Below are 21450 nucleotides of genomic sequence, written 5' to 3' on the forward strand. Positions count from 1 at the left end.
CAGGCATTAAATGAGAATGGTTATATCTTAAGTGCCTGAGCCGGGCGGACGCAATCCGCCAGGGCCCTACCGGATGGAAATGCAGGTTAAATATTCTACAGTAAGTTGATATTTCAACTATCTGTTGATAGCTTGATCGCCATTATTCAACTCTCTCGAAGGTCCTGATGAAGGTTTCCAGCGCATTGAGCAGCGAACGACGGCTGATTCTTGGCGTACTGCACAGCACGCTGAAAATGCTCAGCCATGCACTCGGCTCCCACACCGAAATTGTCCTGCATGACCTGCTCAAGCCGCAGCGCTCCATCCTCGCCATCGCCAACGGCCATGTCACCGGGCGCCAGGTCGGTGGTTCGGTATTGGGCGGGCCACGCCATGACCTGGGTTTCGCCGCCGTGCGCCGGGCTATGGACGATCGCTCAAGTAGCGATCCCGTCGTGATCGAGAACTACGCCACCCTCGCCCCCGACGGCCGTCCCTTGCGCAGCGCTACCGTGGTGTATCGCGACAGCAGCGGGCAGCCGTTTGCCAGCCTGTGCATCAACACTGACCTCAGCGCAATCGCTGCCGCGCATCAAGTGCTCGGTGGGCTACTGGGGCTGGCGAGCGCACCTGCGCCAGCACCGGATGAATCCAGAGACATGACGCAGCTGATGGCCGAGATCATCCAGGACGCCTGCCCCGGTGGCGTGCTCGGCATGAAGAAAGCGCAAAAAATCGAGGCCGTGCGGCAAATGCAGGAGCGCGGCCTGTTCATCGTCAAGGGCGGCATCGAAAAGGCCGCCGCCACACTCGGCGTAACCCGCTACACCATCTACAACTACCTGGAGCAGATCCGGGCAGCAGATAACGGACAGGAATGATCAGCATGCAACTTGAAATGTTCCAGGTAGACGCTTTCTCGGCCACGGCGTTTGGCGGCAATCCGGCCGCGGTGTGCCCATTGGAAGCCTGGCTGCCGGATGCCACGCTGCAGCAGATTGCTGCCGAGAACAACCTGTCGGAAACCGCCTATGTAGTAGGCAACGGCGAGCTGTTCGAGCTGCGCTGGTTTACCCCGACGGTAGAGGTCGACCTGTGCGGCCACGCCACCCTGGCGACCGCCTGGGTATTGTTCGAGCAACTGGGTGAACAGTGCGACACCCTGCGCTTTGCCACCCGTAGCGGCGAATTGCGGGTTCGCCGTGACGGTGCTCGCCTGGCCATGGACTTCCCGGCCAAGCAGCCACAAGCCGTGGCAGTGCCCGATGGCTTGTTGCAGGCCCTGGGCCTGGAGCGGATCGAGGCGCTGTACCGCACCGATGACTACCTGGTGGTGGTCGAGGATCAAGCGCTGATTGCCGGTCTTGAACCCGACTTTGCAGCGCTGGCCGCGTTTGACGTGCGCGGCATTGCGGTCACTGCCGCCGGCACGCACTTCGACTTCGTCTCGCGCTGGTTCGGCCCGCGGGTAGGCGTCAACGAAGACCCGGTCACCGGTTCCGCCCACACTTCGCTCGCGCCCTACTGGGCCGAGCGCCTGGGCAAGCGCAGCCTGACAGCCGAGCAAGGCGGTGCGCGCAAGGGCCAGTTGCACTGTGAAGTGCAGGACAACGGCCGGGTGATCATCAGCGGTCAGGCTGCGCTGTTCATGCGCGGTACGATCTTCATCTGAGCAGGCTCAACAACTGGCCGCCCAGGCCACAAGCAATCACCACCAGCCAGGGCGGCAGTTTCCAGAACAGCAGCGCCACCAGTGCCAGCAGCGCCAGGCCAAAGTCCAGGGGCTGGAGGATGGCGCTGGTCCACACCGGCTGATAAAGCGCCGCCAGCAACAGCCCCACCACCGCCGCATTGATGCCGAGCATCGCCGCCTGCATGCGCTGGTTGGTGCGCAAGCGCTCCCAGAACGGCAGCGCACCGAGCACCAGCAAAAACGACGGCAGGAAGATTGCCAGCAGGCACAGGACGGCCCCCGGCCAGCCGGACTGCGGCCCGTGCATCGAGGCACCGAGAAAGGCGGCAAAGGTGAACAGCGGGCCGGGGACTGCCTGGGTGGCGCCGTACCCCGCCAGAAACGTCTCGTTGCTGACCCAGCCAGTGGGCACCACCTCGGCCTGCAGCAACGGCAGCATCACGTGACCGCCACCGAACACCAGGGAGCCGGTGCGGTAGAAGGCATCGATCATGTTCAGGGTCGGGCTGGCCCAGAGTTCGGCCAACAGTGGCAAACCTAGCAACAGGGCAAAAAACAGCAGCAGCCAGAGGCTGCCCGCGCGGTGGCCGATGGCGATCGGCAAGGGATCGTGTTCGACGCTGTTGCCCGGCTTGAACAGCAACAGGCCGGCGACGCCAGCGGCGGCAATTATCGCTACCTGGGCCCAGGCCGCAGGCACCAGCAGCACCAGGCAGGTGGCAATTGCCATCAGGGAGATCCGTGGCACATCCGGGCACAGGTTGCGTGCCATGCCCCAGACCGCCTGGGCGACGATCGCCACAGCCACCACTTTCAAACCATGGAGGATGCCGGCGGGTACCGCTTCAGCGTAACCGGCCAGCCCCAGGGCAAGCAGGATCAGCGCCAGTGCCGAGGGCAGCGTAAACCCGGCCCACGCAGCCAGCGCTCCGGCATAACCTGCGCGCGACAGCCCCAGGGCGATGCCGACCTGGCTGCTGGCCGGCCCCGGCAGAAACTGGCAAAGCGTCACAAGATCGGCATAACTGCGCTCGCTCAGCCAGCGACGGCGGCTGACGAACTCGTCGCGAAAGTAGCCAAGATGGGCGATGGGGCCGCCGAAGGAGGTCAGGCCCAGGCGCAGGAAGATCAGGAATATCTGCCATGGCGTGTGATCGTTGGCGTGGGGCATACGACGCTCGTTTTACCGGACTGCGCCCATCTTGCCAGCGATGGGCTTTGTGCAGCCAGCAAATTACGAGCGCTGCGCGCTCGATCGCGGGGCAAGCCCGCTCCCACAGGTTTGGCGCTACCTACAGGATTGGATTGATGCTGGCTTAGAACGCCTTGCTGGCACTCACCACCACGGTCGCCGAGCACAGGTCGTCATAGCCATACCAACTGCTGCATTCGCTTTTGGACAGGTCGGTATCGATATAGCTCAAGCCCCAGGTCACGCCGACGAACTCGCGACTCAGCCTGGCCTCCCACTCATAGTACGTATTGCGCTCATCACCACTGGCCGACCAGAACGCCGGGTCCTTGACATCGTTGCGCCCTGCCCGCAACTCCAGGCCAACCTCGGCCGGCAAGGCGAAACTGTAGGCAACATAGCTGTACAACGTGTCCTGGTCCTTGCCAAAGGCATTTGGCGCATCATTGGAATAGTAGGCGCCAAGCTTGAGCCCATAGAGGTCAACAATGGCGTAAACCTCGCTCATGTTGAACTGGCCTTCCTTGGGGTAGCTGTACTTGAGATAACCAAGGTCCAGGCTGATGGCCTCGGTAGCCTGCCAGTACCAGCCGGCGTAGTACTCGATTTCCTGGCGGGTCTTGTAGTCGAAGCCGTAATCCACCGTCGAGGCCCAGGCGCCGACGTACAGGCCACTGCTGTGCATCAGCGTGGCACCGGCCTGCAGCGCCGGGTCGCCGAGGCTTTGCGAGATGCCACGGGAGCGGTAGTCGCTGGTGGCGGCAAGGCTCATGTCGAGGCTGAAGTCATCGTTGAGTGGCAGTGCCTGGGCCGTCAGCGGCGCCAGGCAGGCGAAAGCAATGAGCAAGCGTGTGTTCATACCAGACCCTTGTTGTTATGAGTGTGCGGGTAACAGCGGTTTCAGGACTCGCTGGCGTAGACCTGCTTGCCGGCGAAGTAGGTGTTGAGCACCCGGGTCTCGAACAGGTCCTCGGCACTGACCTTGAACACATCGCGATCGAGCACGATCAGGTCGGCCTGCTTGCCGGGCGCCAGCGAGCCGATCTGCCGCTCCAGGCGCAGGGCTTTGGCGGCATTGAGGGTGTAGGCCTGGAACATGACCTGGCGATCGACGCTTTCCCCGGCGTTGAGCACACCCAGCGGGCCCTTGCGGGTCATGGCCTGGGCAATGGCGTTCCACGGGTTGGGGCTGGACACCGGCCAGTCGCTGGCGCCGGCGATCACTGCACCGGCCTGTTGCAGCGAGTGCGCCGGGTATTGGTAGGCGTAGGCCTGGGCGCTGACGTAAGGTTTGACCAGCTCGACCGTGTAGTTCTCGCCGGTTGCCCACAGCAGTTGCATGGAGGCGATTACCCCCAGTTGCTTGAAGCGCGCAAAGTCCTTGGGGTCGACCAATTGCAGGTGGCTGATGCTGTGGGCGAGCGGCGTGCCCTGCAGCGTGCGCGCATAGGCGACGCCATTGAGCGACTCGCGCACCGCCCGGTCGCCGACCGCATGCATGTGCACGATCCAGTCACGCTGCTCGGCCGCCGCCACCAACTCGCCGAAGTGCTGCGGCTCGATCAGCAGTTGGCCATTCTTGTGGCTGTTGCTGTACGGGGTGATCACCGCCGCCGTCTGCCCGGGGTATTCCAGCACGCCATCGACGAACACCTTGATGCCCGGAAAGCTCAGGTTGGGCACGCCTTCGAACTGCTTCACGACCTTGGCCAGCACCTCAAGGTCCGCCGGCCGGCTCTTGGGGTTGGTGATCATCAGCGCCGCGACATGGGCATTGAGCTCGCCCCGTTCGGCCAACGCCCGGTACAACGGCAGCACGCCAACCGTCTGCGCGGTGGCCTTGAAGTCGAACAGCGAGTCACCGCTGCCGGCATTGGCCGCGGCATCCATCCAGGCGGTGACGCCGTACTGGTTGTTGACCCTGACCGCCTCGCGCGCGGCCTTGAGCATCACTTCCTGGCTGGCCGCAGGAATCTGGCTGCGTACCTGGTCCCAGCGCGCTTCGGCAAAGTAGCCGTTGGGGGTGAAGTCGACGTCATGCCCGACATAGCTGCGGTCCTGTTCGGAGAGGCCCTTGACCAGCGCAGCATCGATCTGCAAACGCTTGAGCATGGCCTGGTTGGCCCAGCCGGTGTGGCCGTCGATGCCACTGAGCACCAGCGGCTGGCGGGCCCAGCGGCCCTGGTTGAACAGCTGGCCAAGCTCGCGGCTGTTGTCCCAGTAGGCCGAACTCACCCCGGCGATACTGATCACCTCACCCGCCTTGCCACGGCCTTGCCCGACCTCGGCGAGGATCCACTGCTCAAGCTCGGGCAGCGGCTTGACCTCATCCTGCAGGTTGGCCCCGAGGCTGTCGAAGGCCGCCACCACCGGGTGGCTGTGGCTGTCAATCATGCCGGGCATCAGCACCTTGCCCGCCAGGTCGATACGTTGCGTGTGGGCATCGGCCAGGGCCTGGATCTGTGCGTCGCTGCCCACTTGCAGGACCTTGCCATCCTTGACCGCGACCGCTTGCATCAGGCCCTGGCCGGGTTCGGCGGTGAACACCTTGCCGTTGAACAGCACCAGGTCCGCAGCGGCCAATGCCGGCAGCGCAGAACAGGCCAGCGCAGTGGCCAACAGCGTGGGAATCAATCGTTGCATTGCAGCGCTCTCTTGTTGTTATCGGGGCTGGTCACACCCTATAGAGCGCAGCAAGGCAAGGGACCTCTGCAAATGAGGAGGGTCAGGCAGTTTTTTCCGCCACCGGCAGCGCCGCACGCAAGGCCGCGCCCAGTTCCACCTTGCTCTTGACCCCCAGTTGCACGTAGCAATTGCGCAGGTAGGTGCGCACGGTTGCCGGGCTCAAGGACAGGATCCGGGCGATTTCCTTGTAGGAGTGACCGGCAGCGAACAGCATGGCTGCGGTGCGCTCGCGGGGGGCCAACAGCACCCCTGGGGGTGGCGCCTCCAGCGACAGGATTACATGCTCGCCGTTGCCACTGAGGGTCAGGCTGCTGCGGCCCAGGCGCATCACGCAGGGCGCCCTGGCAAGTTGCGCGCTCACCTGCGGCGGCAGCAGCGAGCCGCTCCAGCCCGGCAGCGCTTGCTCGATCGCCGCGCACACGCGCGCGCCCACATACAGCAGGCTGCCATCCAGACGGGCAATGCCAAAATCGGCAGCGGCGTTGCCGGTATCGAGACGGATCATGTCCTGCACCTGAAAGCGCCACAGTTGCAGCAGTTGCTCGCAGAAGGCGGCGAACAGTTCATCCTCGCTGTCGCTGAAAGCAGCGTCGTGCTGGCCTCGGTACAGGCAGACGTAGAAATTCAGACCGCTCTGTGGCAACTCGAAGGTGATGCACATCAGGTGGTAGAGGTCGTAACGGCGGGCGAACACATTGACCGCTTCGTTGGGGTCGGTGAACTCGCTGTCGCGCACGACCTGCCCCGGCCGCTCCAGGGTGGTGTGGGCGAAGCAGTCGATGCCGGCGACCTCGCTCCATTCGCGGGCAAAGGCCGGCGGCAGGTCGATGCGCCCGTGCATCCAGCTTTGCGGCGGCGCACTGGCGACAGCGCCGGACATCTCGCCCCACCAGGCCGAGGCGAACGGCACGAGCGAGCGAAACGCCTGCAGGCCCTCGGCGATGAAATGCGAACCGCCGCGCTCGCGGGCAAGGCTGGCCAGTTGCAGGACACAACGATTGAATGCCTTGAACTGGGTACTGCTGAGCATTGGCCAACCCCGCTTGCTGCCGATCTGTGGCGCCGACAGTGCCACAGGGGGTGGGATAGCGTCCAGCCTGCGCCGCTGTGGCTAAACGGTCGTCGGCAAACCCGATTGCAGTTGCCGCTCTACCCACCAGGACAGCGGCAGGGTCAGCAGCAGGATTGCCGCGAGCGTCATCACTGCCGCCGTGATGCCGGCCCCATCGCCTACCCGCCCAAACACCACCGGTGCCAGCGCGCCACCGCCGATGGTGCCGGTGTAGAACAAGGCAAAGGCCTGATCGCGCTTGCCCGCCCCCGTCAGTTCCGGCACCACCCCGTACAGCACTGACGAAGTGCCATTGAGCACCAGGCCCAGCAGCGGCAACAGCGCCAGCATCGCCGTCAGCGGCAAAAACAGCATCAACACGATCAGCAGCGCGGTCAGCGACTCGGTGCACCACACGGTTTTCATCATGCCGATGCGCGCGCCCAGGTAGCCGCACAGCAGCTTGCCGAAAGCGCCGCCGACGAACAGCAGCATCAACGCCAGGCCGATACCCGCAGAGCCTGCGCCCTTGCCTTGCAGCAGGAACGGCAGAAAGGTCAGAAAACCCATGCGCACTGCGCTATCGAGGGTGCCGGTCAGCAGCAATGCGGCCAGGCCATTGCTGGACTCGTTGCCACTGGCAATGACGGGTTTGCGCGGGCTCGACGCCAACGAGGTCTGCGGTGCAACCAGCCACCAGAGCACGGCAGCGACAGCCAGGCCTAGCAGGCCCAGCACGGTCACACTGGTCTGCCAGCTGGTCACCAGCAACAGCAAGCCGACCCCGGCGGGCACCAGCATCTTGCCGATATCACCGGCAAAATTGTAATGCGCCAGCGCCTCCTTGACCCCGCCCCCGGTCTCATGGGTGTCGGTGACCAACGAGGACGCCAGGGGGTGTTGGGTACTGGCGCCAAGGCCGCCCAGCAACAACGCGAACAGCAGCATGCCCAGGCCACCGGCCTGCCCGGCAACCAGGTAAGCCAGCCCGGCCAGGGCGGTGCCGCCCACTAACAGCCGCTCCCGGCCCCAGCGTTTCGCTGCGCGGCTGGCCAGCAGCTGCAGGCCAGCCATCATCCCGGCATAGGCGCCACGCAGCAGGCCGACCTGGACGAAGCTCAGGGCAAACTGCGCCTGCCACAGCGGCAGCAATACGTAGATGACGTCGGTGAGGCCATCGTGCACGGCGTGGGCCATGCTCGCGGCGAACAGTGAACGGCGACGGATGTTCATGCAGTGAAGGCTCTGGCCGGAAGACCAGAGCCTTTATAGACCACAGGTTTTGCTGAACACCAATACCGATTTCAGACCGATTGATACCGGAATCAGTACACCGCGCCCACCGGATAGACGAACGCATTGACGTCATAGAACGGCGTGCGCTGGTAGAACCAGTGCAGGCGGGCGCTGGGGCTGGCGGCGAAGGCCTTGTCGCTCTTGAGTTTCTTGTCGAACTCGGCCTTCAAGTCCGGACTCTCGGCGAGCATCTTGCGCGCCATTGGCTCCATCACGTATTCCTCGGGCTCTTCAGCCGCCACCAGGGTCGCGTTGAAAAAGCCCCAGGCCCAGAACGAGTCCGGGCTTTCGGGGTACAGCAGGTTGACCGCCAGCACGCCCAACGGCTGGTCGGTATCGATCACCACCGAACCCGCCGGGAAGGTCTGCAAGCGCTCCAGCGGTTTGGCCACGCCGCTGACCAGCAAACGCCCTTCGTAACCCGGGATCTGGTTGCTTTGCGTGCGATCGGGCTCGAAGCCACCTGCCACTTTCACCTCATCCATGCGATACAGCGTCACCGCAATCGGCGTCGGTTTGTCGAGGGTAGTCATGTGAATGCCATGGGCCTTGAGCCGGGCAATCACCTCGCGCCACTGCCCCGGCACCACGTACTGCCGGGGCCGTTTGACCACCAGGTCGGGCTCGGTGTTGCCGGTGACCGGCACGTTGAGTTTTTTCGGTGTGTTGCTCCAGACGATAGTCCTGGCGCCGGTGATCGGCGACTGCTCATAGCGGTAGTCACCGACGGTGAACGCCGTGGTCTGGGCCTTGCCCGGTTTCCAGGTCAGGGTCACCTGCTCCTGGGCCTCCAGGCGCTCGCGGTCCTGGCGGATGGCTTCGTTGAGCGACACTGCCTGATCGCCGATCACCTGGAACATGCTCTTGAGCATCACGTAGTTACCCAGCACCTGGGTCTGGTAAGGGTGCAAGGCGTGTTGCTCGATCAGGATCGACGGTACGTTGCGAATGTCGCCGTACTGGTTGGAAAAGCGCGCATAGTCGGTGCGGTACGGGTAGTAACCCTGGCCCGGGTCCTGGTTGCTGTTGAGGCTGATGCACTCATGCACCACATGGCCGTCGGCCTCCAGCGCCTGGTACACCGGCGCACGCATGACGTTGTCCATCCAGGCGCTGCTGGCTGGCGACCAGCCGTTGCCGTTGTGGCAATAGGAACTGTCGTAGGGGTACATGGCGCCGTCGGTGGAATGGGTGTCGGCAAAAAAACTCAGCTGGTAGGTGTTGAACACCCAGGCGACGTTACGGATCTCGGCGCTGTCGAGCTTGGTGAAGTCACGGTTGAGGTTGTAGTTCAGGCCATTGACCCGCCAGCCGGTTTCGTCCGGGCCATTCTGGTTGATCCGCCCGTAGGCGCTGCGGCGCAGGTCGCCGTCGACGTTGACGGTGGGAATGAACAGGATGTTGACCTTCTCCAGCAAGGCGGCCAGCGGCTTGTCACCGGTGGTCATGTCACGCAGGAGCATGAACATCGCGTCCTTGCCATTGGCCTCGCCCGGGTGAATTTCGGCTTCGACGAAGATCGTCGGCTTGCCGGACTCATTCAACCCGGCGGGTGATTTGTCGACCTCAAGGGAGGCAATGGCCATCAACATCGGGTGGCCTTCGGCGCTTTTCTCCGGCAGGTCGTTGAGCACGATGCTGCCACCGGAGGCGGCGGCCAGGCGGGTCATGTAGGCGCGGGTTTCATCGTAGTTGCTGGTCTGGCGGAATTCGCTGGCTTCGGCCTGGGTGATCAGCGGGTTGTCCGGCTTGGCAAGGTAGCGGGTGCTGGCCAGGGTCTGGGCGAACATCGGCGGCAGGATGCGCTGCTTGGCAGCCGGCGAATACAGGCTATCGTCGATGTAGGACGGTGCGCTGGGCAAGGCCGCCAGGGCTGGCAGCGCAGTGCCCAGCAACATCGCGACAACGAGGGGCTGCAAAAGCGGGTGTTTCATGATCGATCCCTGTCATGAGAAGCAGGTGCCCACCTTAAACCACAATCTGCAACCAGACGAGAGCCAGGCCGCCATGCTCGACAACCTGTTCAGCCCCCTCCCCACTCCCGGCGCGCAAGAGCACTTCGAAGCCCTGCTGGCCCGGCCGGGGCTGCGCATCGAGCGTATCGTCTCCCATGGCCAGGCCAGCCCGCCGGGGTTCTGGTACAACCAGGCGCAGGGGGAATGGGTGGTGTTGCTGGCGGGGTCTGCCGGGTTGCGGCTGGAGCATGAGCCTGCCGAGCGAGTGCTGCGGCCGGGGGATTTTGTCGAGATTCCGGCGCACTGCCGGCATCGGGTGGAGTGGACCGACAGCACCCAGGCCACGGTGTGGCTCGCCGTGCATTATGACTGATGGGTAGGAGCGGGCTTGCCCCGCGATGAGGCCCGTGCAACCAGCACATCATCTGCCGCCTGGATTGCGACCGCTTCGCGCTCGATCGCGGGCAAGTCCCGCTCCTACAGGTGTAGCGCTACCGATACAGCTGTTCTTCCCCCGGGCTGCGCTCGAAATGGCGTTTGTACTCACGGCTGAACTGCGACGTGCTCTGGTAGCCCACCCGGTGCGCCGCCTGGGCCACGCCCAGGCCTTCACCAATCAGCATCTGCTGGGCCTTGAGCAAGCGCAGGCGCTTGAGGTACTGCATCGGCGACAGCAAGGTGCTGCGCTTGAAATGCTCGTGAAAGGTCGAGGCACTCATGTTTGCACACGCCGCCAGGGCTTCGACGCTCAGCGGCTCGGCATAGTGCTCGCGCAAGTAGCTGAGCGCCGCCGCGATGCGGGCAAAGTGGCCCTGCTGCTCCACCAGCGCCCGCAACACCCCGGATTGCGGCCCGCGCAAGGCCACATACAGCACTTCCCTCACCCGCGCCTGGCCCATCACCTGGCAGTCCAGCGGGTCGTGCAGGCAGCGCAGCAAACGCTCGACACTGTCACGCATGGCCTCATCCAGCGCCGCCGAAGTCATCGACTCCGGGGTCTGCGCCTTGATCGCCCGGTCCGGCGCCAGACCCATGCTCTGCACCAGCTCACCCAGGACGATTCGGTCAATGGCCACCGACACCCCCAGCAACGGCTCTTGCGGGGTGGCGAAGGTCTCGCACATGAACGGCACCGACAGCGCCTGCACCAGGTAATGCCCGGCGCCGTATTCCAGGGTACGCGGCCCGAGGCGCGCCAGTTTGCTGCCCTGGGCGAGGATCATCAGGCTCGGCTCGTAGATCTGCGGGCTGCTGGCCACGTAGTGACTGGCCGACAGCACCTGCACCTGCGCCAGGCGCGTGTCGACGAAGCCCGGGCGCAGCGCCAGGGAGCGGATCAGGGAGCACAGGGTGGCGTTGGCATCGGAGTGGCGAGTGAGCTGCATGGAGAACCGCACGGAGGATTGGACACTGACATCATCGCAGCTTCGCAGCCAGGCGCCAGGGCCCGGCGACCAACTACGGAGTTTTAGGCATGACAGGCGGAGGAATGACGATGGGCGGCGCGGCGCTTGATGCGCAGAATGCGCAGCCTTCACTGATCACCGTTTTTGAGGCCCTATGTACACAGCCATCGGTTACGCCGCCCAGTCTGCCACCGCGCTCCTGGCGCCCATGACCTTCCAGCGCCGCAGCCCGCGTGCCGACGATGTGGCGATCGAGATTCTCTACTGTGGCGTGTGCCACTCCGACATTCACCAGGCCCGCAACGAATGGGGCATCGCCGTCTACCCGCTGATGCCCGGCCACGAAATCGTCGGCAAGGTCACCGCCGTCGGCGCCAACGTCAGCCGCTATCAGGTCGGTGACCTGGTCGGCGTCGGCTGCATGGTCGACTCCTGCCGTCACTGTGAAGCATGCCAGGCGGACCTTGAGCAATACTGCCTGGAAGGCCCGACCATGACCTACGCCACCCCCGACCGGGTCGACGGCAGCAACACCATGGGCGGTTACTCCAGCAGCATCGTGGTCAGTGAGCACTTCGTCGTGCGCATTCCGCAAGGCCTGGACCTGCCCAGCGCCGCGCCGATCCTCTGCGCCGGCATCACCACCTACTCGCCGCTCAAGCATTACGGGGTCAAGGCCGGCGACCGCGTCGGCATCCTCGGCATGGGCGGCCTGGGCCATATGGGCATCAAGTTCGCCAAAGCCATGGGCGCCGAAGTCACCCTCTTCACCCGTTCACCGGGCAAGGCCGAAGAAGCGCGGCGCCAGGGTGCCGACCATGTGATCGTGTCCACTGACGCAGCGCAGATGCAGGCCGCCGCCGGCTGCTTTGATTTTCTCCTCGACACCATCCCGGTCCAGCACGATCTCAACCCCTACCTGGAAACCCTCACGTTCGACGGCGTGCACATCCTCGTCGGTCTGATCGAACCGGTCGACCCGGCGCTGCATGCGGCCAACCTGGTAATGAAGCGCCGGGTACTGGCCGGTTCGTTGATCGGCGGCATCGCTGAAACCCAGGAAGTACTGGAGTTCTGCGCCGAACACGGCATCAGCTGCGATATCGAGATGCTTGATATCGGCAACATCAACGAGGCTTTCAGCCGCATGATTGCCGGCGATGTGAAGTACCGCTTCGTGATTGACATGGCCACGCTAAAGGCCTGAGCCCTTCAGGCGAACACCACGCTGTACTCATGAGCGCGGTGCAGGGAAATGCCCTTGGCCTGCTCCATGGCCAACGGGTGGCTGCTGGTGCTCAGCGTCACACTGGGGCGCGAGGTCGGGCCGCTCAATTGCAGCAGGCCTTCGAGCCCCAGGGTCTGTGGCAGGGTCGGGATACTGTTGGCCAGGCGTACGGTAAAGGGCGGCTCGGCCGCCTGGCGTTCATCGCGCCACAGCTCGCAGACGCGCTCAAAGGCGCTCGGCTGCAGTTCGACCCAGATGCCGATGCAGTAGCTGTCGTTAAGCTCCACCACGCTCAGTGGCAGTAATGCCCGCAGGAAAAACCGCTCGCCAGCGATCACGCACCAGTCGTTGCTTTGCTTGACGCTGTGCTCGCGTTCTTCGGGGGAAAGTTCGAATAGCGCATCGGGGCGGCGAAACGCCAGTTCCCCCAGGTCATCCGCATGGTCCTTGCCGCACTGACTGCACGTGTTCAAAGCTGCCTCCTGCAATGGGTCGAGTCATCAGGGGGGCGACTTTATCAGGCCGGCAGCGCAATGTTGAGCTGCGGCTGATTGCCCTACTCGGCAAGCCGCCGGTTTTCTGGTCTATGGTTAAAGGTTCAGCCCTTGCAACCCACCTGCGCAGGACGCCCAGGTGCTTATTGAAAGGAATGCCTCATGGACGAGAAACCGCTGCTGCATAAATGCCTCGGATTGCTCTACAGCCTGTTCTGCTATGTCTACTCGATGCTGGTGCTGGTGTATTTCGTGGGCTTCATCGGGCCGCCGCAGGTGCCCAAGGACATCGACTCGGGACCGGCGACTGCCTGGTATTTCGCGGCTTTGATCGACGTAGCGCTGATCAGCCTGTTCGCTCTGCAACACAGTGGCATGGCGCGCAAAAGCTTCAAATCATTCTGGTTGCAGTGGGTAGCGGCCCCCATCGAAAGGGCCACCTATGTGCTGTTCAGCAGCCTGGCGCTGAGCCTGATGTTCCTGCTCTGGCAACCGATCCCGCTGACCCTTTGGGATATCGAGACACCTGCGGCGCGCGGGCTGATCAACGGCCTTTACTGGCTCGGCTGGATCATCGCCCTGCTGGCCACCTTCCTGCTCAGCCACTTCGAACTGTTCGGCCTCAAGCAGGCGCTGGACGTTTTTCGCCCGCACCGGGGTGAATCCCGCACCTTCAAGACGCCCTGGCTGTACAAGCTGGTGCGTCATCCGCTGTACCTGGGATTTGTCATGACCTTCTGGGCGACACCGCACATGACGGTTGGCCACTTGCTGTTTGCCGGGGTGGGTACCTTGTACATCCTGATTGGCACGCTGCTGGAGGAGAAGGACCTGGTGCAGTTGTTTGGCGAGCAGTATCGGCAGTATCAGCGCAAGGTCGGGATGTTGTTGCCGTTTCTGGGGCGTAGATAGATTGATCGCGGGGCAAGCCCGTTCCCACAGGATTGCGCGGCCCCGCGATGCTTTTGGCTACACCGGCACTTTCAACATCCCCCGCTCGACGATGAAATCGATCACCCGCTGCAAGCCCTGCCCGGTCTTGAGGTTGGTGAACGTCCACGGCCGTTCCGGGCGCATGCGCTGGGTGTCTTTTTCCATCACCTCCAGCGAAGCACCGACGTAAGGCGCCAGGTCGATCTTGTTGATCACCAGGAAATCCGACTTGGTGATGCCCGGCCCGCCCTTGCGCGGGATCTTCTCGCCCTCGGCGACGTCGATCACATACACGGTCAGGTCCGCCAGTTCCGGGCTGAAGGTGGCGCTGAGGTTGTCGCCGCCGCTCTCGACGAAGATCACTTCGAGGTTGCCGAACTTGCGCGCCAGCGCTTCCACCGCCGCCAGGTTCATCGAGGCGTCTTCGCGGATCGCCGTATGCGGGCAACCGCCGGTTTCCACCCCGACGATACGTTCCGGCTCCAGGGCGCCGGCCTCGGTGAGGATGCGCTGGTCTTCCTTGGTATAGATGTCGTTGGTCACCACGGCGATTTCATAATGGTCGCGCATGGCCTTGCACAGCGCTTCGAGCAGCGCGGTCTTGCCGGAGCCGACCGGGCCGCCGACACCGACGCGCAGGGGTTGCTGATAGCTTTGCATGGGGCTTTCCTCAGGATCGGAACAATCGGGTGTATTGGGTTTCGTGCCGCGCCGAGGCGATGGCCAGCAACGGCAGGCCGCCGCCGAGCTGGTCATCGCCGAGGGCCAGGGCGGTTGCCAGGGCATCGGGCAAGGCTTCGCTCAGATCACGCAACAGGGTTTGCGCCGCTTGCTGGCCGAACGGCACCAGCTTGACCCCGGCCATCACTGCACCTTCGAGCCAGGCATAGCCGTGAGCGAGGGCCAGATCAGGCAACGGGAGCCGCCAGTGCACCGCCAGCCAGGCCATGCCGCCAAGCTGGCTGAGCTCCAGCGACGCACGCCATTCGGGCGCCTGGCCCAGTTGCCAGCCATCGAGCAGGCGGGTCAGGGCCATGCCACGCTGGCGCTCTTCCAGGCGCAGTTCAGCGGTTTCGCGGTTGGCCAGCAAAAAGCGGCTCCAGCGCGCGAACGCCTCGGCATCATCATCGAGGCAAGCTTGATACAGCCGCGCCAGCAGCGGCCAGTCGAGGTGGCACAGGGTGTCCTCGACCTGCTGGCGTTGCCAGGCGCGAAAGCCTTCGGCGCCCTGCACCCAGCCGGCCTCCACCGCCCACTCCAGGCCTTGCGAATAGGTAAAACCACCCACCGGCAGACTCGGGCTGGCCAGTTGCAGCAGGCGCAGCAGCTTGAGGTCGTTGCCCATCAGCCAGCCAGCACGAACGCGGCACCGGCCAGCAGCCCGCCAGCGAAGGCTTTCTGCAGGCCCTGGTGCCGGCGCAGCAGGCAACCGGCGCCAAAGCCGACCAGCAGCAACAAGCCACTGACAGTGACGAAACCTGCGCTGAACACCCAGAACGCACCCGGGCTGGCTTCAACGCCATGGGCCCAGCCATGGAACAGGGCAAACAGCGGCATGGCCAGGGCCAGCAATACCTGACGGCTGGGCAACAGCAGCGCGGCGGCGGCCACCAACAGTGAACCGATGATCATTGCTTCCATGCCGATCACATCACCGAACAGGTGGCCCATCAGCGCCCCGCCGAACATCGCGCCCAAGGTCAGCAACGGCAGTGCCAGGGTGCGCCCGGTCAGGGCCGCGAGCACGCCGGTACCGAGCAGCATCAACAGGTGATCAAGGCCGGTCAGCGGGTGCAGCAAACCGTCCTGCAGCGGGTTGGCGTCATGGCCAGGGTGGGCGAAAGCCGGTACGGCCACCAGCAGCAGTACGAGGGGGACGAGTTTTTTCATGGGGCAATCTCCTTATCAGTAATCAGTGGTGAGCGACGCGAACGAACAGGTGGTCACTGTGGGCGTGGCTGTGCGGTGCACTCTGGTAGGCACCGGCTTCAGGCTCGAACGGCGCCTGCTCGACCGTCACCTGCAGGCCCAGGCCACGGACCATCTCGTCCAGCACATGGTCGTGCTGATAACGCACCAGCCCGGCCTCGATCTGCAGCGGTACATGGCGGTTGCCCAGGTGATAGGCGGCGCGGGTCAGCAACAGCGGATCGGCGCAGCGCACGCTGGACACCTGCTCGGCCGCCGCCAGCACGCGGATCACCTCGCCGCCCTGCGCCTCGCCGAGCAGTTCGCCACCGCGCAGCAACTGACCGCGCTCAAGCATCAAGCCGGCCTCGCGGCCATCGTCGAGGGTGACGCGCACACGGCTCTTGATGCGCGTGTCGACAGTGAGGGTGACGGTGCCGCTTACCGTGGCGGCGTCGCTCAGGCGACGGGTCAACAGGATCATGCTCGCTCCTTAAAACAGAAAATAACGCTGGGCCATCGGCAGCACCGTGGCGGGTTCGCACACCAGCAGTTCACCGTCGGCGCGCACCTCGTAGGTTTGCGAGTCGACCTCGATCATCGGCAACAGGCCGTTATGGACCATGTCGCCCTTGCGCACCGTGCGGCAGCCCCGGGCCTCGCCGATCAGGCTGTGCAGCCCCAGTTGCCGGTGCACGCCACGGTCGATCGCCGCCTTGGACAGAAACGTCATGCGCGTGGCATGGCGCGCGGCACCGAGGGCGCCGAACATCGGCCGGTAATGCACCGGTTGCGGGGTCGGGATCGAACCGTTGATATCGCCCATGGGCGCCATGGCGATCATCCCGCCCTTGATCACCAGCGCAGGCTTGACCCCGAAGAACGCCGGGGCCCAGAGCACCAGGTCGGCCAGCTTGCCAGCCTCCACCGAACCCACTTCGTGGGCGATGCCATGGGTCAGCGCCGGGTTGATGGTGTACTTGGCGATGTAGCGCTTGACCCGGAAGTTGTCGCTGCGTGCGCTATCCGGTGCCAGGGGCCCACGGCGCAGTTTCATCTGGTGGGCCACCTGCCAGGTGCGCAGCACCACTTCGCCGACCCGGCCCATGGCCTGGGAGTCGGACGAGGTCATGGAGAACGCGCCCAGGTCGTGGAGGATGTCTTCGGCGGCAATCGTCTCGCGGCGGATGCGCGACTCGGCGAAGGCCACGTCCTCGGCAATGCTCGGGTCCAGGTGGTGGCAGACCATGAGCATGTCCAGGTGCTCATCGACAGTGTTCTGGGTGTAGGGCAAGGTCGGGTTGGTCGAGGACGGCAGCACGTTGGCAAAGGCCGCGGCGCGGATGATGTCCGGCGCATGGCCACCGCCCGCGCCTTCGGTGTGGAAAGTATGGATGGTGCGATCGCCGATGGCCGCCAGGGTGTCCTCGATGCAGCCGGACTCGTTGAGGGTGTCGGTGTGGATCGCCACCTGCACGTCATGTTCTTCAGCCACGCTCAGGCAGCAGTCGATGGCCGCCGGGGTCGACCCCCAGTCTTCGTGCAGCTTCAGGCCCACGGCCCCGGCTTCGATCTGCTCGCGCAGGGCTTCGGGCCGCGAGGCATTGCCCTTGCCCAGCAAGCCGATATTGATCGGCAACTGGTCGGCGGCCTGGAGCATGCGCGCCAGGTACCAGGGCCCGGAGGTGCAGGTGGTGGCATTGGTGCCCGTGGCCGGCCCGGTGCCGCCGCCGATGAAGGTGGTAATGCCCGAGGTCAGCGCCTCTTCAACTTGCTGCGGGCAGATGAAGTGAATGTGCGAATCGATGCCGCCAGCGGTGACGATCTTGCCTTCGGCGGCGATCACCTCGGTGCCCGGCCCCACCGGCAGGGTCACTCCCGGTTGCACATCGGGGTTGCCGGCCTTGCCGACGCCGACGATGCGCCCGTTCTTGATGCCGATATCAGCCTTGACGATGCCCCAGTGGTCGATGATCAGCGCGTTGGTCAACACCAGGTCCAGCGCCTCGCTGGCGAGCATCTGGCCCTGGCCCATGCCGTCGCGGATGACCTTGCCGCCGCCGAACTTGACCTCCTCGCCATAGATCGTGAAGTCCTTCTCGACCTCGACCCACAGCTCGGTGTCGGCCAGGCGCACGCGGTCGCCGACCGTGGGGCCGAACATGTCGGCATAGGCCCTGCGGGAAATCCGGCTCATGCCTGCGCCTCCAGCTTGCCCATGACCTTGCCCTGAAAGCCGTAGACCTCGCGCTTGCCGCGATACGGCACCAGGTTGACGGTGCGCGCCTGACCCGGCTCGAAACGCACGGCGGTACCGGCGGCGATGTCCAGGCGAAAGCCGCGGGTGGGCTCGCGCTCGAACACCAGGGCGTTGTTCACCTCAAAAAAGTGATAGTGCGAGCCGACCTGCACCGGTCGGTCGCCGTGGTTGGCAACGGTGACGCTGATCAGCGCCAGGCCGGCATTGAGTTCGATGTCGCCGTCGGCAACCTGTATTTCTCCGGGAATCATCCTGTGCTCCTAGACGATCGGGTCATGGACGGTGACCAGCTTGGTGCCGTCGGGAAAGGTCGCTTCCACCTGCACATCGGGGATCATTTCGCTGACCCCTGCCATCACCTGGTCGCGACGCAGCACCTCGCGGCCCAGGTTCATCAGCTCGGCCACCGTGCGCCCATCGCGGGCGCCTTCCATCACCGTGGCGCTGATCAATGCCACCGCCTCCGGGTAGTTGAGCTTCAGGCCACGGGCCAGGCGCCGCTCGGCCAGCAGCGCGGCGGTGAACAGCAGCAGTTTGTCTTTCTCTCGCGGGGTCAGCTCCATGGTGCTCTCTCAAGTGGCCCAGATACGCGGCGGGCATGGCGCCAGGCCGACCACGGCGGGTCGCAAGGCATACCAGAGCCGCTGCAAGGTGGATTGCAGGCGTTGGTTGTCGTGGTCGAGCAGGCGCACCACCAGCAGTTGGCCGAGCAGGGTCGCGCCGGCGGGGGCGCCAAGGTCTTCAATCAGTGCGCGGCTCTGCTCAAGCAGTTCGGTACTGGCCGGATAGGCGCAAAAGGTCGCTTGCAGGGGGAAGCCGGCGAGTTTTTCCAGGTGCCCGCCTTCGATGCGCAGGCGCTCGTGCAGGCCCGGGTCATCGGGCACTTCTATCTGCAGGCGGCTGTCGAGCGCGCCGTGACTGAAAGTCTCACCCATCACCGGGCGGCCCAGGCACAGGGTCTCCCAGGCCAGCAGGCGGGCGCCGGGCGCGAGGGTAAAACGGTTTTCCAGGCGCACTCTGGCGCCGGCAAAGCAGATGCTGCCCTGGGGCAGCCATTCGAGAATGCTGGCTTCGCCCAGGTAAAAATGCTGCTGGAGGACCGAGGTCGGGCCGCCACTGCGGTAGAACTTGGTCGCCCCGGGCATGGTCAGCAGCGCATGGCTACTTGGCTCCAGGTGCACATCGAGCAGCAGTTTGTCGCCACCGACCACACCCCCAGGCGGGTGCAGTACATAGACGTGGCACGGCGCACCCTCGGGATAGAACGGTCGCTGCACCAAAAGAGGACCGAAATGCCGCCGCGCACCAATACAGGTCTTGCTCTCGCCCCGGACGAAACGCAGCCTCAGCTCGGCGCGCCAGCCGGCGTCAGCGGTGACCAGGTCGGGGGTTTCGGGGAGCGACATGCCTCAGGTTCCAGTAAACGCTGCACCTCTCCGGGTGCAGACGCATTTGCAAGAAACAACCTGCGCGCTCAAGCGAATGCGGCGACGTGCAGGTTTGACCAATCGATCAGTAATCGATGGGTGAGGCAAAGCACATAGCGGGCCAAGATGGCGCGCTGGAGGGGTTTGTTTAAACAGCGGGCATGCACCGGTTTAGCGCTGCCCGGTTGCCGCGTGTTTAAACCTGGGCATCAAACCCTGCCTACGGGCGGCTACTCCTGGCGCAGGCGCTTACGGTGTTCGGCGACCTTATGCCGGTTGCCGCACACCGCCATGCTGCACCAGCGCCGGCGGTGGGATTTGGTGCGGTCGTAGAACCAGAGGATGCAGTCCGGGTGTTCGCAGGTTCTGACCAGGCTGAAGTCGCCGCCCGCCAGCAGCTCGGCTGCTTGCTCGGCCAGGGGCGCCAACAGTTGCTCGGCCGAACGCTGCTCGGCCACTCGCCTCAGCTTCGGCTGGTCGTCCTTGTCCCACACCAGTTGCGCATGGCTGGCGCCCTGGGCCAGGAAGCGGTTCAGGGTAGCCGGATCGCCGCGCCCGCCCGCCTTGCGTTGCTCGACCAGCGCGCGCAACGACTCGCGCAAGGTCACTGCCGCCTCCAGCAACGCGCCCTTGGCCAGGCGTGGCGCGGGTCCCTCTAGCACGCCCATACGTTGCAGCCAGGCCAGTACGTCGGCATCGCTGTGCCAGAAATCGGTGCGCTGGCCGTCGACGATGGCGACGGTGTTGAGCATGTCCAGCACCGGGTGGTCGGCAAGGACATAGGGTTCGGTGATGGCGTCGGTCATGGCCGTTCTCGGCAGCGGGCGTTGCTCCATGGTAACCCTTATTTTCAGCGTTTCAAGTTACACGGCCGATCATCACCGCACTATGGTAACCTCTTAAATTGTATTTGACAGGTTACAAACTCCATGCAAGATTTGTTTGCGCAGTAACCTAATAAATCAATTTACCCGGTTACAGAGGACCAGTCCGATGAGCACTCCTGCCCCAACCGTGCGCTACCAGTTCGTCGACGCCGACGGCGTTCGCGTGTTCTACCGTGAAGCCGGCGAGCCCGGTGCCCCGGTGTTGCTCCTGCTGCATGGCTTCCCCAGTTCATCCCATCAGTTTCGCGACCTGATCCCGCTGCTGGCCGCGCACTTTCACCTGATCGCCCCGGACCTGCCGGGTTTCGGCTTCACTGAAGTACCGGCCGAACGCGAGTACCGTTACAGCTTCGATGCCCTGGCGCAGACCCTGGGCGCCTTTGTCGATGCGCTGAACCTCAAGCGCTATGCAATGTATGTGTTCGACTACGGCGCCCCCACCGGCCTGCGCCTGGCCGTGGCGCACCCGCAGCGGGTCACGGGGTTCGTGTCGCAAAATGGCAACGCCTATCTCGAAGGACTGGGCGATGCCTGGGCGCCGATTCGCCAGTACTGGGCTGACCCGTCGGCAGCCAACCGCAAGACCGTTGGCGATGCGGTTCTGCATCTGGAAGGCACTCGCTGGCAGTACCTGCATGGCGTGGCCGATCCGACCCTGGTCGCCCCGGAGTCCTACACCCTCGATGCACTGTTGCTGGAGCGCCCGGGCAACAAGGAGATCCAGCTCGACCTGTTCCTCGACTACGCCAACAACCTTGGGCGCTACCCGCAGTTCCAGGCGTTTTTCCGCGAGTATCAGGTGCCGTCGCTGATCATCTGGGGCAAGCATGACCCGTTCTTCATTCCACCAGGGGCTGAGGCCTACAAGCGTGACAACCCCAACGCCGTGGTGGAGCTGCTGGATACCGGCCACTTTGCCCTGGAGACCCATGCGGCGCACATTGCCCGGCGGATTGTCGAGGTGCTGGGTTGAGCATCGCAGGGCTTCGACTTGCCCCGCGATAGGGTCACAACCCATGCATCAGGTGCAGCAATGATCTGCAACCAACCCGA

23 protein-coding genes are annotated in these 21450 nt (G+C 64.3%); 6 read left to right on the forward strand and 17 right to left on the reverse strand.

All coding sequences use genetic code 11. The features are described from left to right. Window positions 1–167 precede the first annotated feature (167 nt). Together LOY45_RS14485 and LOY45_RS14490 are read left to right on the forward strand one after the other, a co-directional pair. Window positions 168–863, forward strand: coding sequence for a helix-turn-helix transcriptional regulator (locus LOY45_RS14485; protein WP_115086833.1), 696 nt, complete (start codon window positions 168–170; stop codon window positions 861–863). 5 nt (window positions 864–868) lie between these two features. Then, window positions 869–1654, forward strand: a complete 786-nt coding sequence (locus LOY45_RS14490) for a PhzF family phenazine biosynthesis protein (RefSeq protein ID WP_115087121.1) — start codon at window positions 869–871, stop codon at window positions 1652–1654. Here the strand turns inward: LOY45_RS14490 and chrA are convergent. The 6 genes from chrA to LOY45_RS14520 form a co-directional block, all read right to left on the reverse strand. Beyond that, complete coding sequence (gene chrA / locus LOY45_RS14495; protein WP_115086834.1) at window positions 1647–2846, reverse strand: chromate efflux transporter; 1200 nt, start codon at window positions 2844–2846, stop codon at window positions 1647–1649. The genes LOY45_RS14490 and chrA overlap by 8 nt on opposite strands. Before the next feature lie 145 nt (window positions 2847–2991). Next, window positions 2992–3726, reverse strand: a complete 735-nt coding sequence (locus tag LOY45_RS14500) for a TorF family putative porin (protein WP_115086835.1) — start codon at window positions 3724–3726, stop codon at window positions 2992–2994. A 41-nt stretch (window positions 3727–3767) separates the two neighbouring features. After that, a complete protein-coding gene (locus tag LOY45_RS14505; RefSeq protein WP_134065097.1) occupies window positions 3768–5510 on the reverse strand; it encodes an amidohydrolase in 1743 nt (580 codons plus the stop codon). An 82-nt stretch (window positions 5511–5592) separates the two neighbouring features. Next, on the reverse strand, window positions 5593–6582 hold the full coding sequence (locus tag LOY45_RS14510) for a helix-turn-helix transcriptional regulator (RefSeq protein WP_258577889.1): 990 nt from the start codon (window positions 6580–6582) through the stop codon (window positions 5593–5595). Window positions 6583–6663: 81 nt separating this feature from the next. Next, a complete protein-coding gene (locus tag LOY45_RS14515; RefSeq protein ID WP_258577890.1) occupies window positions 6664–7836 on the reverse strand; it encodes an MFS transporter in 1173 nt (390 codons plus the stop codon). A gap of 92 nt (window positions 7837–7928) precedes the next feature. Continuing rightward, entirely contained in the window at window positions 7929–9833 is a 1905-nt protein-coding gene (locus LOY45_RS14520) for a M14 family metallopeptidase (RefSeq protein WP_115086839.1), read from the reverse strand. Between the two features lie 73 nt (window positions 9834–9906). Between LOY45_RS14520 and LOY45_RS14525 the strand changes: the two genes are divergently transcribed. Beyond that, window positions 9907–10227, forward strand: coding sequence for a cupin domain-containing protein (locus LOY45_RS14525; RefSeq protein ID WP_233674158.1), 321 nt, complete (start codon window positions 9907–9909; stop codon window positions 10225–10227). A 118-nt stretch (window positions 10228–10345) separates the two neighbouring features. Here LOY45_RS14525 and LOY45_RS14530 read toward each other — a convergent pair whose 3' ends face one another. Then, window positions 10346–11239, reverse strand: a complete 894-nt coding sequence (locus LOY45_RS14530; RefSeq protein ID WP_115086841.1) for an AraC family transcriptional regulator — start codon at window positions 11237–11239, stop codon at window positions 10346–10348. A gap of 175 nt (window positions 11240–11414) precedes the next feature. Between LOY45_RS14530 and LOY45_RS14535 the strand changes: the two genes are divergently transcribed. After that, entirely contained in the window at window positions 11415–12467 is a 1053-nt protein-coding gene (locus LOY45_RS14535; RefSeq protein ID WP_258577892.1) for an NAD(P)-dependent alcohol dehydrogenase, read from the forward strand. A 5-nt stretch (window positions 12468–12472) separates the two neighbouring features. Here the strand turns inward: LOY45_RS14535 and LOY45_RS14540 are convergent, their stop codons facing one another. Next, a complete protein-coding gene (locus tag LOY45_RS14540; RefSeq protein ID WP_258577893.1) occupies window positions 12473–12961 on the reverse strand; it encodes a DUF2199 domain-containing protein in 489 nt (162 codons plus the stop codon). Window positions 12962–13144: 183 nt separating this feature from the next. Between LOY45_RS14540 and mddA the strand changes: the two genes are divergently transcribed. Then, window positions 13145–13894, forward strand: coding sequence for a methanethiol S-methyltransferase (gene mddA / locus LOY45_RS14545; protein WP_134065107.1), 750 nt, complete (start codon window positions 13145–13147; stop codon window positions 13892–13894). 57 nt (window positions 13895–13951) lie between these two features. Here mddA and ureG read toward each other — a convergent pair whose 3' ends face one another. From ureG to LOY45_RS14590, 9 genes are all read right to left on the reverse strand, one after another. Beyond that, window positions 13952–14575 carry an urease accessory protein UreG gene (ureG, locus tag LOY45_RS14550; RefSeq protein WP_115086845.1) on the reverse strand — a complete coding sequence of 208 codons (624 nt, stop codon included), beginning with the start codon at window positions 14573–14575 and terminating at the stop codon, window positions 13952–13954. A 10-nt stretch (window positions 14576–14585) separates the two neighbouring features. Beyond that, complete coding sequence (locus LOY45_RS14555) at window positions 14586–15260, reverse strand: urease accessory protein UreF (protein WP_115086846.1); 675 nt, start codon at window positions 15258–15260, stop codon at window positions 14586–14588. Continuing rightward, window positions 15260–15805 (reverse strand): HupE/UreJ family protein, encoded by a 546-nt coding sequence (locus tag LOY45_RS14560; RefSeq protein WP_115086847.1) that lies wholly within the window; start codon window positions 15803–15805, stop codon window positions 15260–15262. Before LOY45_RS14560 ends, LOY45_RS14555 begins: the two co-directional genes overlap by 1 nt. Before the next feature lie 22 nt (window positions 15806–15827). After that, window positions 15828–16307, reverse strand: coding sequence for an urease accessory protein UreE (gene ureE, locus LOY45_RS14565; RefSeq protein ID WP_115086848.1), 480 nt, complete (start codon window positions 16305–16307; stop codon window positions 15828–15830). 9 nt (window positions 16308–16316) lie between these two features. Then, window positions 16317–18020 carry an urease subunit alpha gene (gene ureC / locus LOY45_RS14570; protein ID WP_115086849.1) on the reverse strand — a complete coding sequence of 568 codons (1704 nt, stop codon included), beginning with the start codon at window positions 18018–18020 and terminating at the stop codon, window positions 16317–16319. After that, a complete protein-coding gene (locus LOY45_RS14575) occupies window positions 18017–18334 on the reverse strand; it encodes an urease subunit beta (protein WP_115086850.1) in 318 nt (105 codons plus the stop codon). Before LOY45_RS14575 ends, ureC begins: the two co-directional genes overlap by 4 nt. Window positions 18335–18343: 9 nt before the next feature. Next, a complete protein-coding gene (locus LOY45_RS14580) occupies window positions 18344–18646 on the reverse strand; it encodes an urease subunit gamma (RefSeq protein WP_038994905.1) in 303 nt (100 codons plus the stop codon). Between the two features lie 9 nt (window positions 18647–18655). Beyond that, on the reverse strand, window positions 18656–19489 hold the full coding sequence (locus LOY45_RS14585) for an urease accessory protein UreD (protein WP_134065114.1): 834 nt from the start codon (window positions 19487–19489) through the stop codon (window positions 18656–18658). A 251-nt stretch (window positions 19490–19740) separates the two neighbouring features. Further along, window positions 19741–20316, reverse strand: a complete 576-nt coding sequence (locus LOY45_RS14590; RefSeq protein ID WP_258577896.1) for a CGNR zinc finger domain-containing protein — start codon at window positions 20314–20316, stop codon at window positions 19741–19743. 187 nt (window positions 20317–20503) lie between these two features. Between LOY45_RS14590 and LOY45_RS14595 the strand changes: the two genes are divergently transcribed. Continuing rightward, window positions 20504–21370: an alpha/beta fold hydrolase gene (locus LOY45_RS14595; protein ID WP_233674148.1), complete on the forward strand. Its 867-nt coding sequence runs from the start codon at window positions 20504–20506 to the stop codon at window positions 21368–21370. Window positions 21371–21450 lie beyond the last annotated feature (80 nt).

It is taken from the genome of Pseudomonas wadenswilerensis, from assembly GCF_024749185.1.
GTDB lineage: Bacteria > Pseudomonadota > Gammaproteobacteria > Pseudomonadales > Pseudomonadaceae > Aquipseudomonas > Aquipseudomonas wadenswilerensis.